The organism is Algoriphagus yeomjeoni (assembly GCF_049821175.1).
Taxonomy (GTDB): Bacteria; Bacteroidota; Bacteroidia; order Cytophagales; family Cyclobacteriaceae; genus Algoriphagus; species Algoriphagus yeomjeoni_A.
On the sequence record NZ_CP187512.1, the window covers coordinates 2639391 to 2654550 of the forward strand.

Below are 15160 nucleotides of genomic sequence, written 5' to 3' on the forward strand. Positions count from 1 at the left end.
TTATTTCAGTTTTATAGCTTTCTCTGAAACACCATTACCTTTGGTAATCTGGTTTGGACTTTTAAAATCTGCCCGGTCAAACTCTAAATTATCGGATGTCCCTAGTACACGGACAGCAGCTTTTCCATTCTCTTCAAATGTAAAACCACTCACTTTTACGCCCTGACTGTTAAATATTGTCAATGGAACCTCATCAGTGCCCAACACCTTTACATTAATCAGCTCCAAACCTGCTGCATCGATTGCCGTGATACCTTTTTTCGCTTGCAAAACAGCATTTTCCAAGCGTATATTTTCCAATTTCATTTCTGGTAACCCCATAAAAAATGCTGCTACTTCTGAATCTGTTACCGTGATATTTTTCATACTAATATTTCTGAAAACAGGTGTTTCCTCTGTCACGGGCTCTAGATTTTCCTGTCTCGCCTCATCATCGGCACTTTGATCTTCTTCGATCACAGGACTATTTCCAGTGTAAAACATATTGAAACCAATCGCCTCAGTTGGAATTCCAACCATATCAATGTCCGAAATCCAGATATTCTCCACCACTCCACCTCGGCCACGTGTGCTTTTGAAGCGAAGACCAATGTCTGTCCCAATAAATGTGCAATTAGAAACATGGATATTCCTCACCCCACTGGACATTTCACTTCCCACAGTTACTCCCCCGTGACCATGATACACGATGTTGTTCTTGATGATCACATTTTCTGTTGGAATGGCTCGATCTCTACCATCTTTGTCCTTTCCGGACTTGATACAAATCGCGTCATCTCCCACATCGAAGGTGTTATTATAGATCAATGCATTTTTGCAAGACTCCAGATCCAAGCCATCTCCATTCTGAGAAAACCACGGGTTCCTCACATTCAGGTTTCGGATGATCACGTCTTCACTCATGAGTGGATGGATATTCCAGGCTGGAGAGTTTTGGAAAGTCGGGCCGTCTAATAACACTACCTTACTTTCGCGGATACTAACCATCACCGGGCGAAGGAAATCTTTCATCTTCTCCAATTCAGCGCGATCGGTAATATCCGGCACATTGAAACTAGAACTTGCATTACGTCCATCCAAGTAAGATTGGGAAGGAAACCAATTCGTCCCTTCTACTATTCCGCCACTTTTGACCAAGTCTTTCCACTGAGAATCCGTCATTTTTCCCTTCTTCACTGCTCTCCATACTTCCCCACTACCATCTATGGTTCCATTACCGGTTATCGCAATATTTTCTACTTGGTAGGCATTGATTGGAGAGAGGCAACGAATGGTATTCAAACCCTCAAAACTGGTCTCGATTAACGGATAATCATCTTTATCCTTGCTGAAAATAATAAGTGCTCCGTCTTCCAGATGAAGATTCACATTGCTCAAAATCGTGATCGGCCCAGTGTACCAAACACCTCGTGGTACCAGTACTTTTCCTCCACCGGCCTTGTTCACAGCTTCGATTGCTGATTTAAAAGCATCGGAGTTCTTCGTCAAACCATCTCCTTTTGCTCCAAATTCTGTAATGCTTTTTTCAAAATCAGGAAAGCTAGCCTCCTTCACCTTTGGCATATCAAATTCCACACCCTCATAAATGGTTTCCAGTGTTTGCTGCGCAAAAGCTAAAGAAATACTCAGGAGCAAAGTGAGGAGGATTAAAAGGCTTTTAAATTTCATATTTTGGGTAGTTAATAATTTCAGTTTTTGTTTTCTCTGGTGATTTTTTCTGTTGGATCCCAGCCGTCAGTTCCCGCTAGGATAGCTTTTACCGTATATTTTGTCCCTTCCTTTTCAGTCAATTGATGTGACCAAGAAACACGTTGGGTTGCATTTGCTCCTGGACCTTTGGAACCAAACTCTGCGTAAAATGCAGTCTTTTCAGCATTGGGCTTACTCCAATTGTGCCATCCTTCAGGCTTGATATGCGCTCCCATTTCTGTGTTGATGAAAACTGTTTGCGCATAATCCCTCCAAGGTCGTCCCAGATAGACTGAGCCAATTTCGGCATCACTTGTCAGTTTGCAATCGACAAACACAAAACCGAACTCAGTAGCTTCTTCTGTTGAGGCAGCAGTGACATAGCTTCCACCTTTTTTGGAGAAAATCTCACAATTTTCAAAAACTGCCGTAGACCAACCGAAGATAAAATCGGTCGTTCCTTCTATGTAGCAATCTTTATAATATTGGCGGCTACGATCTCCATGTGGATAAAGTGTATCCTGAAATCCGAGAAATCTGCATTTCTCAAAAACTACTTTGTCCCCATCCACACGAACGGCTACTGCCTGACCAACAGGTCCAGCGGAATTCTCAAACGTGATGTTTTTAGCATAGAAACCATCTCCAAAAACGAAAAAGCTGGTGGAACCAGTGGTCCCCATTTCTTCTCCAAACTTGTTTTTCTTTTGAGCAAAATCGTCGTGAGTCACCAAGGTAGTTTCTGCATCTTCTCCTATCAGAGAAATATTGGTTTTCGAAGCTGCCAGCACCAATTTCTCTTTATAAACCCCAGGCTTTAATAAAATCCGGGTTTCATTTTTCCGAAAATCCGGAACTGCATCAAAAGCAGCCTGAATGGTCTGAAAATCACCTGAACCATCTTTGGATACTACAAAGTCAAAATCCTGACCGAAAAGAAATCCACTTAGAAAAAAGGCTAAAATATATAGAATTGATTTTTTCATGATTAATCAGCCAATTGCTCGTATTGTAAGGAAGCTAGAATAAATGGCCCAACACCCTTTGGATCGTTCACTCGGATCTCTTCTCCTACATAATATTCAAATGAGCCATCCCGATAAGGAGTACCTCCAAGCCCAGCTACGCCGCAGACATTCGTCAGGCTGATACCTCCATCAGCATCTTCCCGGACAAACTCAGCTAACATGCCTTCATATGCTTTCTTGCCGGCAGCAAGATCTTCTTGATCCAAGTAGCCCTTTTGGGCACCTTTCAATAGAAAGTAAGTAAACATCCCTGAAGCGGAAGATTCCAAGTAATTTCCTTCACGCGTGCCCTGATCTACTACCTGATACCATACGCCTTCCGGTGTTTGGTAGCGCTGAATTCCTTTGGCCAGCTTTTTCGCTACAGCGATAATATCATTTCTTTTTGGATGATGTGTAGGTAGAAAATCCAACACATCGACCAGGGCCATCGCATACCAGCCTATACTTCTACCCCAGTAATTGGTGGAAAGTCCAGTCTCAGGATCGGCCCATTTCTGTTCTTTGCTTTCGTCCCAAGCATGATGATACAAGCCTGTTTTCTCGCTGTATCCATATTTATCCATCAGCAAAATCTGATTTGCCACATCATCAAAAAGTGCAGGCTCATCGAAGGTGGCTCCATATTGTGCCAAAAATGGAGAACCCATGTAGATGCCGTCAAGCCACATCTGATGCGGATAGACCTTCTTGTGCCAGAAACCACCTACCTTATTTCTAGGATGATTTCGCATTTGGTCACGCAGTTCATCTACAGCTAGCTTGTATTTTTCTTCACCCGATTCCTCATAAAGGTTGATCAGAAACTTACCCCCGTTCACGCGGTCTATGTTGAAATCCGTCTTCTTGTAGGTCAGAATAGTTCCAGCGCTATCCACCATGAAGTCCGCAAACTTCTTAGTGTAATCGTAAAACCGTTGCTCACCTTTTTGCTTCCAAACAGCCTGCATAGAAGACATGATCAAGCCATGGGTATATTCCCATTTTGGTTTCTTATTGAAATCTATTGTCCAGCCTTCAGGATTTCTGGCGATTTCCGAGTCAGCCATCCACACTGAATAGGCTTTCCCAGAAGCATTTTCGATTTCAGGACTTTCGTTGACTTCGGATTTTTCTGCTGAGCAAGCAATAAGAAAGGCTCCTGACAATAGGGCGAGAGAAGTGAATTTGAATAGTTTAAGCATGGTTTAGTTTGGGTTTGCTTGTTACTGTTTTACGACGAAAATCACTTTAAAGCTATTTTCAGCGGATTGGAAAGTTTTAAAATCTCCCGATCCAAATAGTCTTTAAATTCTTCTTTGGAAGTTATTCCACCTGGCTCTTGTTCCCAAGCCGCCAAAAAGTAATAGCTGAGTTTTTTACTTCCGGAATCAAATACCAGAATATGGGACAGCTCATCTTCAGTGTCTTGCGTTAATTGAGCCGTCGGATAAATTACTGCTATGCCTAAATTATCCTCAGCCAAGCTTTGCGGACCATAAGTCGCTAAATAACTGTAAGCTAGACTCCCATCACCTTTCAATACTTGTGCTTTAGCGTCTTTGATCAATCCCGTAGCGTAATTGTCAATTGCATTCGTAGATTCGAGATCCATTTTGGATAGACGCGTTCCAGAATGAATGGAGATATTGGACAAAATATCAGTTTTGCCGGCAGGCAAATCCCAACCAGAATAGCGGGTTAAAATTGATGAGTAAACAGGGCCGTTATTAGTGATTTCAGCATACAAACTATCCGTCACATCGACTCTTCTGGCTTTACCATTTTCGAAGGTAGCAATGCTTCCAAGACCTAGGGTTTTCCCAACTTTCAAAACATCCATACCCCAATTGGCTGGTTCGTGATAAGAATCAAACCCATCCTGTCCAACTTCCTGTAGAACGGGAGTATTCACTTTTTTCCCAAAAACATCTATCCCATTTCTCCAATCTAAATAAAAACGATAACCGACTAAATCGGACTCCCAACCAGGGCCTTCATATCTAATAAACCAGGAATGGTCTGTATGCTCTGCAGGTACGTGAAGTGAGTCCACATTTTCAAAGTGACCTCCCAGGTATTCACGATTTTTAAATTCACCTCCGAATTTATGTGATAGTTCAGCCTGTGTAAGTTTTGGATAATCTGGAACAGTAATGTCAGATGAAGCCTTGACTTCTATCTCAAGTTTTTGATTTGCTCCTATAAAAGGAAGAACAAAAACCAGCCCCTTATCAGAACCTTTTTCATTGAGTTGAGAAGGAATCTCCGCATCACCCAAAAACACACGATAGCTTACACCATCCTCCAAATAAAATTTCTCTTTTAATTCTTCCAGGCTGATGACAATCATTTCGCTGCTTCTATCGATGGACAAAGAATTTTCCATAGAAAAATGAACAGATTCAGACGAATTTTCCGAGTTTTCAACTTTCTTCTCCTGTGTACAACTTAATGCAACCACTAGGACAAACCCTTGGAATAGTTGAGAAAACAGTGGTTTTGACTTGCGGAATACTCTAGGCTGATAAATCATTAGTGCACTTAAAATCAATGAATTAGACTATAAATTGACTCAGGAATTTGAAATCAAAGGCTCAAATTTTCACATAATTTGAGCAATCGATTGCATATTAAAAAGAAATTAAATAATAAAAAATTTTAACTATGCATAATTCATCATTTTATACATTTATGGACTATTTTTATTGAATATACAAAATACTAGTTTGTCACAACTCCGTGAACGATTAGTATCATCCGTATTTGAATTTCAAAATTAATACTATATTGCGCAAACGATTACACAAAGACCCTAATGAGTACTACTATTGAAACACGGTATTCCTCACATCCTGAGGATTTCAAAAATTACCCAACCCAAGAAATTCGAGATAAGTTTTTGCTTGAGGAAATCTTCGTTCCAAATCAAATCACAGGGATTTACACGATGGAAGATCGGCTGATTGTGGGCGGAATTCATCCCGTAGACAAACCTGTAAAATTGGAATCTGTCGATCAATTAAAAGCACCCTACTTTCTAGAACGTCGAGAGATCGGCATTATAAACGTAGGCGATCAATGCACGATTGAGGTAGATGGTGAGTCGATTACGCTTGGTCGAAAGGAAGCTCTTTATATAGGAAAGGGTATTCAGAATGTAGTATTTCATCCTGCTACTGAGGGCAAGACATTATTATATTTCAATTCGGCACCTGCGCATTGTAGCTACCCGACTCGAAAAATAACACAGGAAGATGCTGAAGTGGTTACACTTGGAGCATTAGAAAACTCCAATCACCGAACGATTTATAAGCTTTTAGTCAACTCGGTTGTAGAAACCTGTCAACTGCAAATGGGCATGACCGAGTTGAAGCCAGGCTCTGTTTGGAATACTATGCCAGCGCACGTGCACGACCGAAGGATGGAAGCCTACTTCTACTTTGATTTGAAGGAAGAAAACGTGGTCTCTCATTTCATGGGAACTTCAGCCGAAACTCGTCATATCTGGATGAAAAATCATCAGGCAGTAATCTCACCAGTTTGGTCTATTCACAGTGGCGCAGGCACTTCCAATTATACTTTTATCTGGGGAATGGCGGGTGAAAACATGGACTATGGAGACATGGACATGGTGAAACCTTCCGAATTAAGATAAATCGAAAGCACATGAAACCAAATTTTGAACTAAAAGGCAAAATTGCTTTGGTCACTGGAGCGACTCATGGACTGGGTATGGCAATGGCGAAAGCTTTAGCTCATCAAGGGGCCACTTTGGTAATCAATGGCCATACTCCTTCCAAAATGGAAGCTGCGATTGAAGATTATGCCGCTGAAAATATCCAAGTTTATCCTTATTTGTTTGATGTAAGCGATGCGAAAGCTGTTGATGCCGCCATCTCCAAAATCGAAGAAGAAATTGGAGAAATAGCTATTTTGGTGAACAATGCCGGGATGATCCAGCGTGTGCCGGCATTAGAAATGAATCCTGAAGACTTCCGAAAAGTTGTGGATATTGACCTTGTTTCTCCGTTTATAGTTTCCCAGCGAGTAGCCAAGACTATGGTGAAAAACAGAAGTGGAAAAATCATCAACATATGCTCTATGATGAGCGAACTCGGCCGTAATACGGTTAGTGCCTATGCAGCCGCAAAGGGTGGTTTGAAAATGCTGACAAGAAACCTTGCAACCGAATGGGCCAAATACAATATTCAGGTGAATGGAATAGGCCCAGGATATTTTGCTACTGAACAGACAGCTCCAATCCGTGTAAATGGTCACCCTTTCAACGATTTTATTGTAAATAGAACTCCAGCTGGCCGCTGGGGAAACCCCGACGATCTCGGTGGAGCAGTGGTTTTTTTAGCCAGCCCAGCAAGTGATTTTGTCAACGGCCAAATCATTTATGTAGATGGAGGTATTTTGGCAACTATAGGGAAGCCCATCGGAGAATAGTTATTTTAGCTTTTGTTACTTTAAACCCAACCTAAAGGCAATGAAAAACGGAAAAGCCACCATTCATGATATCGCTGAAAAGCTACAGGTAACTGCGTCTACAGTATCAAGAGCACTAAATAATAACCCTCGGATCTCCGATGCGACAAAGAAAAAAGTACTAAAGGCTGCCAAAGAACTTAATTATCAACCTAATAATATTGCTTCAGCTCTGAGAAGTGGAAAAAGCAGACTTATTGGAGTGGTGGTACCTACCGCAAATCGAAACTTCTTTTCTTCCGTAATTCGAGGTATTGAAGAAATTGCAAATTCCGTTAATTATAAGGTGGTGATTTCACAGTCTTATGACGACTATGAAAAAGAGATGCAGACAATTGAGGCGCTGCTCAATGTACAAGTGGATGGCATTATTGCCTCAATAGGAAAGACCACTGAAAATGTTGATCATTATAAGAAAATCCTTAAAAAAGGAATTCCTTTAGTCCTATTCGATCGGGTTACAAATGAACTTGATGTAAGTCAGGTAGTAATCGACGATTATTATGGAGCATTTCAGGCAACCGAGCATTTGATAGAACAAGGCTGTAAGCGCATCGTACATTTTTCCAACTCCCAAAACATCAACATTTACAAAGAACGAAAAAGAGGCTATGAGGACGCTTTGCAGAAGCATGGCATCCCTGTAGATCTTGAATTGATACGATTCAGTAAACTACAGTTGGAAGACGGTAGAAGATCCATGCAGGAAGTCATCGATGCTAAAATACCTTTTGACGCAGTCTTCTCTGCATCTGACTACTCAATTATGGGAGCAATGCAGGTCTTGAAAGAAAATGGATACAACCTCCCTGAGGATGTCAAATTAGTAGGGTTTGGCGATGAGCCATTCACTTCATTCACAGAACCTACACTTACTACAGTGAATCAAAAAAGTATTCCTATGGGGAATATCACTGCAGAAACTTTCTTTGAGATCCTCAATCAAAAAGATCAAAAGAATGTCATTTCGAAAAAAACTATTCTTAAACCAGAGCTGATCATTCGGAATTCTTCATTAAAAAACCAGAACCATAACAGCACTATTGACCTTATCGCCTAATGCAACTTCTTTCGAAAACTAACCATTCTACCCCCCAACGCCCAGTTAAGATACTTCAATTTGGAAATGGCAATTTCTTAAGGGGCTTTACTGATTGGATGATTGAAAAATCAAATGAAGCCAATGTTTTTGACGGTGACATTCACATCGTACAAGTTCATAGCCGATCAGGAAGTAATCCTATGAAGGATCAGGATTGTCTTTTTCATGTGATTGAGCAAGGGTTGAAAAATGGAGAGTTGGTACAAGAAACAACCCTTGTAAAATGTGTTGCAGAGATCACCAATGTATTTGAGGAGTATGAGGAATATCTGAAAATCGGTGAAAACCCAGATTTACGATTTATGGTTTCGAATACTACTGAGGCTGGAATCGCCTTTGATCAAACAGATCACTCAGCAGAAAGCATTTCCAAAACTTTCCCTGGAAAGCTTACCGCACTACTTTATCACAGATTTAAAACCTTCAAGGGGGATGCTTCCAAAGGACTGATTTTTCTTCCTTGCGAGCTGATCGAAGCAAATGGAGAAGCACTCAAAGAATGTATTCAGAAGTACATTTCCTTTTGGAAGTTGCCAGCAGAGTTTTCGGAATGGATTGATTGGAAAAACATATTCTGCAATACACTTGTGGATAGAATTGTACCTGGATTTCCGAAAGGATCAATTGATGAAATTCAAGAGAATCTAGGTTACAAAGATGACATGGCAGTGATGGTGGAGCCTTACCACTTCTGGGCAATAGAAGGAGCTGAAACAGTTAAAGAAGAATTCCCGCTGGATAAAGCTGGACTCAATGTTAAATTCGTAGATAATCTCGCTCCTTTCCGTACTCAAAAAGTACGAATTCTTAATGGAGGTCATACTTCCATGGTACCCTATGCCTATCTCAAAGGCCTAAGAACGGTAAGAGAAGCAGTGGAAAACCCGGAAATCGGAGCTTTTCTGAAAGCTGCGATTTACGAGGAAATCATACCTACACTAGACATGCCTCAGGAAGAGTTGGAGCAGTTTGCAAACGATGTGTTAGAGCGATTTGCTAACCCATTCATCGTGCATGAATTGAAGTCTATCGCGCTAAATAGCATCTCCAAATTCAAGGTTCGCGTGCTACCTTCTTTGCTAGCTTATTATGAGTTGAAAAAGGAATGGCCTGAAAAATTGATTCTTTCTTTCGCTGCACTTTTAGTATTCTACAAAGGTAACTACAAGGGAGTAGAAATCCCTGTTAATGACAATCCAACACTAATGACTGAGTTCAAATCTGCTTGGGCACTTGACAGCACAAAGGAAGTCGTGGATAAACTCTTGAGTGAGAGAGGTTATTGGGGAGGGGACCTAAGAGGTTACGAGGGATTAGTAGAAGCTGTAACTGAAGCTGTTGACCAATTACTTATTTCTTAACCCACACCCTAGGATCTTGGCGCATCAGCCGAACCAAAGTCCCATATAGCTCGGGATGATAATCAAAAAATTCGTGGGGCTTTTCGAAGAAAGTCTCCAATGCTACCGCGAAAAACTCATCATCATCTAACCCAGCACTTGACCTGAAAACGGTCAGGTTTCCGGCTTTTATCTTTTGGATTTCCTCACTTGCCAGCACTTGAAATGATCGGTAAATCTCAGGATTAAAGAACTCGCATTCATCGTTGTAGTAAATCTGATTTTCCAGTTTCAACGCATGAGCTACTTCATGGATTCCTAGATTCACCCCATCATTTTCATTGGCCATTCCATTCAAAAAGCAGTTCCAAGACAAAGCAATAATACCATGCCGTGGATTTACTTCTCCACGATGATATTGCTTGGAAATAGTACTGTAATAGGTGTCTGGATAGACTAAGATCTTACTGAAATGAGGCAAGCGTAGATCATTCCAACCAAAAGTCACCATCACGATAGTTGCTCCAATAAGTATTTTCATCTCCGGGGTAACAACTTTTATTTCTGACCTGCCTATAAAGGATTTTCTAGTTAATACCATCTCCAATTTTTTCACAAACTCATCTTGATGGAGTGGATTAAGTCTCTGAAAATATGGAAAATAATTTTCCAAAATAGCTCTTTCCGAGCTCGATATTTTTCGCCTATTCCAATAGGTAAATCCATCATAGAGCCATTCGAAAATCTCAGCTAAAAGCGAATAAAGAAATAACATAGGTATAAAAAAGGGCAGTCACTAAATTAGTAACTGCCCTCAAAATAAGAATTAATTCTTAAGTTATCTAGCGTAATTTACTGACCTCATTTCTCTGATTACAGTAATTTTGATCTGTCCAGGATACTGCATTTCCTTCTCGATTTTCTGAGAAATGTCGAAAGATAGCTTACCTGCTGTGGAGTCATCTACATTATCTGCATCTACCAACACGCGAAGTTCACGACCTGCTTGCATTGCAAAGCATTTGTTAACCCCGTCGAAGCTTAAGGCAAGCTCCTCAAGGTCTTTCAGACGCTTGATATAACTATCCATCACTTCGCGTCTTGCACCTGGTCTAGCGCCTGAAATCGCATCAGAAGCCTGAACAATTGGAGAGATCATAGAAGTCATCTCTATTTCATCGTGGTGAGCTCCGATCGCGTTGCAAATCTCTGGATGCTCTTTGTATCGCTTCGCAAGCTCCATACCTAATACTGCGTGTGGTAGCTCCTGCTCTTCGTGCCATACTTTTCCGATATCATGAAGCAAACCTGCACGCTTGGCCATTTTCGCATTCAGCCCCATCTCAGCTGCCATAGTAGCACAAAGCTTGGCAACTTCTCGAGAGTGCTGCAATAGGTTTTGACCATAGGAAGATCTATATCTCATACGACCCACCATTCTGATCAACTCAGGGTGAAGACCATGGATCCCAAGATCTATACAAGTTCTCTCGCCTATCTCGACGATTTCTTCTTCTATATTCTTTTCTGTCTTGGCAACTACTTCCTCGATTCTGGCCGGGTGAATACGTCCATCCTGCACCAATCTATGAAGTGAAAGTCTTGCAATCTCTCTTCTCACTGGATCAAAACCAGAAATAATAATAGCCTCAGGTGTGTCATCAACAACGATTTCTACTCCAGTAGCTGCTTCCAGCGCTCGGATGTTTCTACCTTCTCTTCCGATGATTTTACCTTTGATATCATCACTTTCGATGTTGAATACCGACACACAGTTCTCTACTGCATGCTCAGTTGCTGTACGCTGGATGGTGTCCAACACGATCTTCTTAGCCTGCTTTGTAGCTGTAAGTTTTGCTTCGTCGAGTATATCTTTGATCTGAGAAGACGCTCTGGAATTAGCTTCCTCAGTAAGCATAGTCACCAATTGATCACGCGCTTCTTCACGAGTTAGATTAGCGACTTTCTCTAAGTCAGCGATTCGCTGATTGGTCACGCGGTCAAGCTCTTCTTTTTTTACTTTGAGAGAATGTAATTGCGCATTTAAGTTCTCAGACTTACTATCCAGTTCTGCTTCTTTCCTCTTCACCTGCTCCAATTCTTTGGAAACCTGTTGCTCTCTTTGCTTTACTTTGTTCTCATTGGTGATGATAATGTTTTTCTTATTACTCATCTCCTCATCAAAGTCAGACTTCAGCTTGAGGTACTTTTCCTTTGCTTCTAGAATCCTGTCCTTCTTGATGGATTCGGCGTTGATTTCAGCTTCGCGAAGCATAGACTTCACTCGATCACGAGTTTCTTCCTCCAGCTTAGCATTTTTGTTTTTTATTAATGCGCCAGCAATTGCGGCTCCTGCACCAGTCCCGATAAGGGCTGCGAGGACGATATATAGTATGTCTCCCATAGGTATTTTGGATATAATTGAACCTTGGGGAATCTGAAAAATCTCCTGAATTTTTGTGTTGTGAATAATTACAACGCCTTAACTAATAAGGAGTTGATGTGAGAAATACTGGATTTTATATGCTCGGAATCTTCCGTATTAACTTGACTGGTTTCTAACGACTCCACCATGCAATCAAATGCTACCATTGCCAGCAAATCCTGGTTATCGTCCAGTCCGTATTCCTCTTTATACTTTTTTAATTTTTCATTAATCAGCTTGCCAGCATGACGGATCTTGGACTCGTCCTCGATCTTCACACGCATAGGATATTCTCTATCCCCTATTTTTAATCTGATGGCAAGTGTCTCCATATCACTCGGATAAGTAGGTGATTAAATGATCGATTTCTTGTATATAATTATTGATTAGGTCACTCATTTCAGTTGACTGTTCCGGATTCACCGGTTGGTTGTCTACAATGTTACTAATTTTAATTTTATTTTTAAAATGTTCGATTTCCTGCTCTTTTTTATCCAAAGCCGTACTTACTTCAGATAATTTTTGCTTCAATTGCTCATTCTCCTCGCGTATTTCAAGCAATTTACTACTAGCTTGAAGTGCTAGTTTCTCTAATTTTTGCAGTTCCTCTTGAATCATTTCTATGTTCTTATCAATGCACCAACCTCTTTCTCAAAGGCTTGAATCAATTTACTCATAGTTTTGTCAATTACCTTATCGGTCAATGTATTTTCCTGATCTTGTAGGTGAAAACTCAACGCATAGGCCTTCTTTCCCGCATCGATTTTGTCTCCTTGATACACATCAAATACACCGATTCTTTTCAATAATTTCCCGCCAAACTTCGTAGCCACTGATTTTACCTGATCATAACTGACAGTTTTATCAATTACCAAAGAAAGATCACGGCGAACCTCAGGGAATTTTGAGATTTCCTCAAACTTCTTCAAGCCAGAAGCTTTTTTGCAAAGCAAATCCCAGTTCAAATCAGCATACCAAACTTCCTGTCTTACTTCTGCCTGCTTCAACATCTTATCGTCAAGCAAACCTATTGTCGCGAGTTCCTTCTGACCAAGCATGATCTTCAAGCCATAGGCAAAAGGTGCAGTCTCAACCATAGTAAGATCTCCAGCCTGCACATTCAGCTTCTCCAGAATGCTTTCCACTGTGGAATAAATATCAGGAAATGCAAAACTCCTGGCCGGCTCCAGCCAGCTTTCAGCAGTCTTTTTCCCTGTCAGGAAAAGTGACAACCTTCTGCTCTCTGCATATCCTTCTTCAGCCTTATGGTAAACGGTACCAAACTCGAAGTATTTCAAATCAGTCTGACGACGATTTATATTTCTAGCCAAAACTTCCAAACCAGAGTACAGCAAACTTTGACGCATCACGTCCAAATCTTCGCTTAGCTTGTTGTAGATGACTACATTTTCGGAAGGATTCAAAAAGCCCGACTTCTCTGCATAAGTAGACTTGGTCAAGCTATTGGTAATCATCTCGTAATACCCCTGACCTGTTAAAATCTCAGTCAAGCGATATTGCAACTTATTCAAATCCTTCACAGGATGCTCAGCCAGATAGTCAGTCTTTAGATTTTCGGAAAGCTCCACATTGTGGAAACCGTAAATTCTCAAGATCTCCTCGATAATATCAGCTTCACGAGTTACGTCTACGCGGTATGGCTTGGCAGTAGCTGTAAAGCCTTCTGCAGTTTCATTTTCCACTTTGATCTCCAGACTTTCCAAAATAGACTTTACCTGAGAAGGTTCAATCTTTTTACCTATCAGGCGATTGATATGGCCATAATTCACTTCAATCACGAAATCCTGGATCGGCTCAGGGTATATATCAATCAGCTCAGAACTTACTTTTCCACCTGCGATTTCCTGAAGTAGTTTAACTGCCATTTTTAGCGCATAAACAGGCATATTTGGATCAGTTCCTCTTTCGAATCGGAAGGAAGCATCTGTTTTCAAGCCATGAAACTGACTTCCTTTTCTGACTATATCAGGGGAAAAATAAGCCGATTCCAAGAAAATAGAAGTCGTACTATCAGAAACTCCAGAATCTTCACCACCAAAAACTCCAGCGATGCACAACCCTCCTGTAGGATCCTTGATCATCAATTCTTCTCCAGAAAGTTTTCTTTCCTTCTCATCCAAAGTCTTGAAAATCGTGTCCTTAGGAAGCTTACCTACTATGATTTTTCCTTCGGAAATTTTAGCAGCATCAAACGCGTGCAATGGCTGACCCAAATCATGTAAAATGAAATTGGTGATATCCACGACGTTATTGATTGGCTCCAAATCCAGGGCTTTCAGGAAATTCTGAAGCCAAGCTGGAGAAGGTCCAACTTTCAAATCTGTAATTACCACACCTGCATAGCGCGGGCAGTCAGCACTATTTTCTACTTCTACCTGAATAGCAGGGCCGGCAGCCTCCACTTTAAATTCCGGAGCAGAATCAATTTCTAAATCCCTACCCAAAAGTGCCTTTAAGTCTCTAGCAACGCCCAAATGGGATGCTGCATCAGCACGGTTGGGAGTCAAACCTATTTCCAGGACCTGATCCTGCCCTATTTCAATGTATTCAGAAGCTGGAGTACCATTTGGCAAATCCGTGTCTAGGACCATAATTCCAGCATGGCTGGATCCAAGTCCAAGTTCATCCTCTGCGCAAATCATTCCTTCAGAAACTTCGCCTCTAATTTTAGCTTTTTTGATCTGGAAAGAACCTCCTTCAGAAGGAAAAAGTGTAGCCCCAACCGTTGCAACCAATACTTTTTGACCTTTGGCGACATTTGGCGCTCCGCAAACAATAGGAGAAATTCCAGTACCAATATCAACTGTAGTGATACTCAACTTATCAGCATTGGGATGCTTATCGCAGGTCAACACCTCTCCAATCACTATTCCTTCAAGACCTCCTTTGACGGAGACAAATTCTTCAAGTCCCTCTACTTCCAATCCAGATTGGGTCAGCAGGGCTCCGATTTCCTGAGCAGATTCAGTATGGGGAATATATTTTTTTAATCGATTTATAGAAATCTTCATCAGTAAAACTTAAAGTGCAAATCAAAATTGACCTGCGTGATAAACAAAAGGGGTTCGAAAACCCCGTTTTA

General features: G+C 41.1%; 13 protein-coding genes. 4 read left to right on the forward strand and 9 right to left on the reverse strand.

The window, feature by feature from the left end:
• Genes ACPUEN_RS10400 through ACPUEN_RS10415 form a run of 4 tightly spaced genes read right to left on the reverse strand, consistent with a single transcriptional unit; the run spans nt 1 to nt 5085 of the window.
• Complete coding sequence (locus ACPUEN_RS10400; protein WP_425635820.1) at nt 1-1668, reverse strand: glycoside hydrolase family 28 protein; 1668 nt, start codon at nt 1666-1668, stop codon at nt 1-3.
• A gap of 20 nt (nt 1669-1688) precedes the next feature.
• Nucleotides 1689-2675, reverse strand: a complete 987-nt coding sequence (locus tag ACPUEN_RS10405) for a pectinesterase family protein (RefSeq protein WP_425635821.1) — start codon at nt 2673-2675, stop codon at nt 1689-1691.
• A gap of 2 nt (nt 2676-2677) precedes the next feature.
• The gene (locus ACPUEN_RS10410; RefSeq protein WP_425635822.1) at nt 2678-3901 is read right to left on the reverse strand and encodes a glycoside hydrolase family 88/105 protein; all 1224 of its coding nucleotides are present in this window, start codon (nt 3899-3901) and stop codon (nt 2678-2680) included.
• A 41-nt stretch (nt 3902-3942) separates the two neighbouring features.
• The gene (locus tag ACPUEN_RS10415; protein WP_425635823.1) at nt 3943-5085 is read right to left on the reverse strand and encodes a DUF4861 domain-containing protein; all 1143 of its coding nucleotides are present in this window, start codon (nt 5083-5085) and stop codon (nt 3943-3945) included.
• Between the two features lie 429 nt (nt 5086-5514).
• On the opposite strand from ACPUEN_RS10415, the gene kduI reads away from it, so the two are divergent.
• Genes kduI through ACPUEN_RS10435 form a run of 4 tightly spaced genes read left to right on the forward strand, consistent with a single transcriptional unit; the run spans nt 5515 to nt 9653 of the window.
• The gene (kduI, locus tag ACPUEN_RS10420) at nt 5515-6354 is read left to right on the forward strand and encodes a 5-dehydro-4-deoxy-D-glucuronate isomerase (protein WP_425635824.1); all 840 of its coding nucleotides are present in this window, start codon (nt 5515-5517) and stop codon (nt 6352-6354) included.
• 11 nt (nt 6355-6365) lie between these two features.
• On the forward strand, nt 6366-7151 hold the full coding sequence (locus ACPUEN_RS10425; RefSeq protein WP_425635825.1) for a gluconate 5-dehydrogenase: 786 nt from the start codon (nt 6366-6368) through the stop codon (nt 7149-7151).
• Nucleotides 7152-7191: 40 nt separating this feature from the next.
• Complete coding sequence (locus ACPUEN_RS10430) at nt 7192-8250, forward strand: LacI family DNA-binding transcriptional regulator (RefSeq protein ID WP_425635826.1); 1059 nt, start codon at nt 7192-7194, stop codon at nt 8248-8250.
• On the forward strand, nt 8250-9653 hold the full coding sequence (locus ACPUEN_RS10435; RefSeq protein ID WP_425635827.1) for a tagaturonate reductase: 1404 nt from the start codon (nt 8250-8252) through the stop codon (nt 9651-9653). The genes ACPUEN_RS10430 and ACPUEN_RS10435 overlap by 1 nt, the downstream gene beginning before the upstream one ends.
• Here ACPUEN_RS10435 and ACPUEN_RS10440 read toward each other — a convergent pair.
• The 5 genes from ACPUEN_RS10440 to pheT form a co-directional block, all read right to left on the reverse strand.
• Nucleotides 9643-10407: a zinc-dependent peptidase gene (locus tag ACPUEN_RS10440; protein ID WP_425635828.1), complete on the reverse strand. Its 765-nt coding sequence runs from the start codon at nt 10405-10407 to the stop codon at nt 9643-9645. The two genes, ACPUEN_RS10435 and ACPUEN_RS10440, sit on opposite strands and share 11 nt — an antisense overlap.
• A 63-nt stretch (nt 10408-10470) precedes the next feature.
• Nucleotides 10471-12036, reverse strand: a complete 1566-nt coding sequence (gene rny / locus ACPUEN_RS10445; protein ID WP_425635829.1) for a ribonuclease Y — start codon at nt 12034-12036, stop codon at nt 10471-10473.
• 68 nt (nt 12037-12104) lie between these two features.
• Entirely contained in the window at nt 12105-12389 is a 285-nt protein-coding gene (locus ACPUEN_RS10450) for a cell division protein ZapA (protein ID WP_111610857.1), read from the reverse strand.
• 1 nt (nt 12390) lies between these two features.
• The gene (locus tag ACPUEN_RS10455) at nt 12391-12675 is read right to left on the reverse strand and encodes a hypothetical protein (RefSeq protein WP_425635830.1); all 285 of its coding nucleotides are present in this window, start codon (nt 12673-12675) and stop codon (nt 12391-12393) included.
• Nucleotides 12676-12677: 2 nt separating this feature from the next.
• Complete coding sequence (pheT, locus tag ACPUEN_RS10460) at nt 12678-15089, reverse strand: phenylalanine--tRNA ligase subunit beta (protein ID WP_425635831.1); 2412 nt, start codon at nt 15087-15089, stop codon at nt 12678-12680.
• Nucleotides 15090-15160: the final 71 nt, after the last annotated feature.

Excerpts from the sequence above, each read along its gene's own strand:
- ACPUEN_RS10450 (WP_111610857.1), bottom strand. The coding sequence starts at position 12,389 with ATGGAGACACTTGCCATCAGATTAAAAATAGGGGATAGAGAATATCCT.
- kduI (WP_425635824.1), top strand. The coding sequence starts at position 5,515 with ATGAGTACTACTATTGAAACACGGTATTCCTCACATCCTGAGGATTTC.
- ACPUEN_RS10425 (WP_425635825.1), top strand. The coding sequence starts at position 6,366 with ATGAAACCAAATTTTGAACTAAAAGGCAAAATTGCTTTGGTCACTGGA.
- ACPUEN_RS10400 (WP_425635820.1), bottom strand. The coding sequence starts at position 1,668 with ATGAAATTTAAAAGCCTTTTAATCCTCCTCACTTTGCTCCTGAGTATT.
- ACPUEN_RS10430 (WP_425635826.1), top strand. The coding sequence starts at position 7,192 with ATGAAAAACGGAAAAGCCACCATTCATGATATCGCTGAAAAGCTACAG.
- ACPUEN_RS10415 (WP_425635823.1), bottom strand. The coding sequence starts at position 5,085 with ATGGAAAATTCTTTGTCCATCGATAGAAGCAGCGAAATGATTGTCATC.
- ACPUEN_RS10405 (WP_425635821.1), bottom strand. The coding sequence starts at position 2,675 with ATGAAAAAATCAATTCTATATATTTTAGCCTTTTTTCTAAGTGGATTT.
- ACPUEN_RS10435 (WP_425635827.1), top strand. The coding sequence starts at position 8,250 with ATGCAACTTCTTTCGAAAACTAACCATTCTACCCCCCAACGCCCAGTT.
- ACPUEN_RS10440 (WP_425635828.1), bottom strand. The coding sequence starts at position 10,407 with ATGTTATTTCTTTATTCGCTTTTAGCTGAGATTTTCGAATGGCTCTAT.
- rny (WP_425635829.1), bottom strand. The coding sequence starts at position 12,036 with ATGGGAGACATACTATATATCGTCCTCGCAGCCCTTATCGGGACTGGT.
- pheT (WP_425635831.1), bottom strand. The coding sequence starts at position 15,089 with ATGAAGATTTCTATAAATCGATTAAAAAAATATATTCCCCATACTGAA.
- ACPUEN_RS10455 (WP_425635830.1), bottom strand. The coding sequence starts at position 12,675 with ATGATTCAAGAGGAACTGCAAAAATTAGAGAAACTAGCACTTCAAGCT.
- ACPUEN_RS10410 (WP_425635822.1), bottom strand. The coding sequence starts at position 3,901 with ATGCTTAAACTATTCAAATTCACTTCTCTCGCCCTATTGTCAGGAGCC.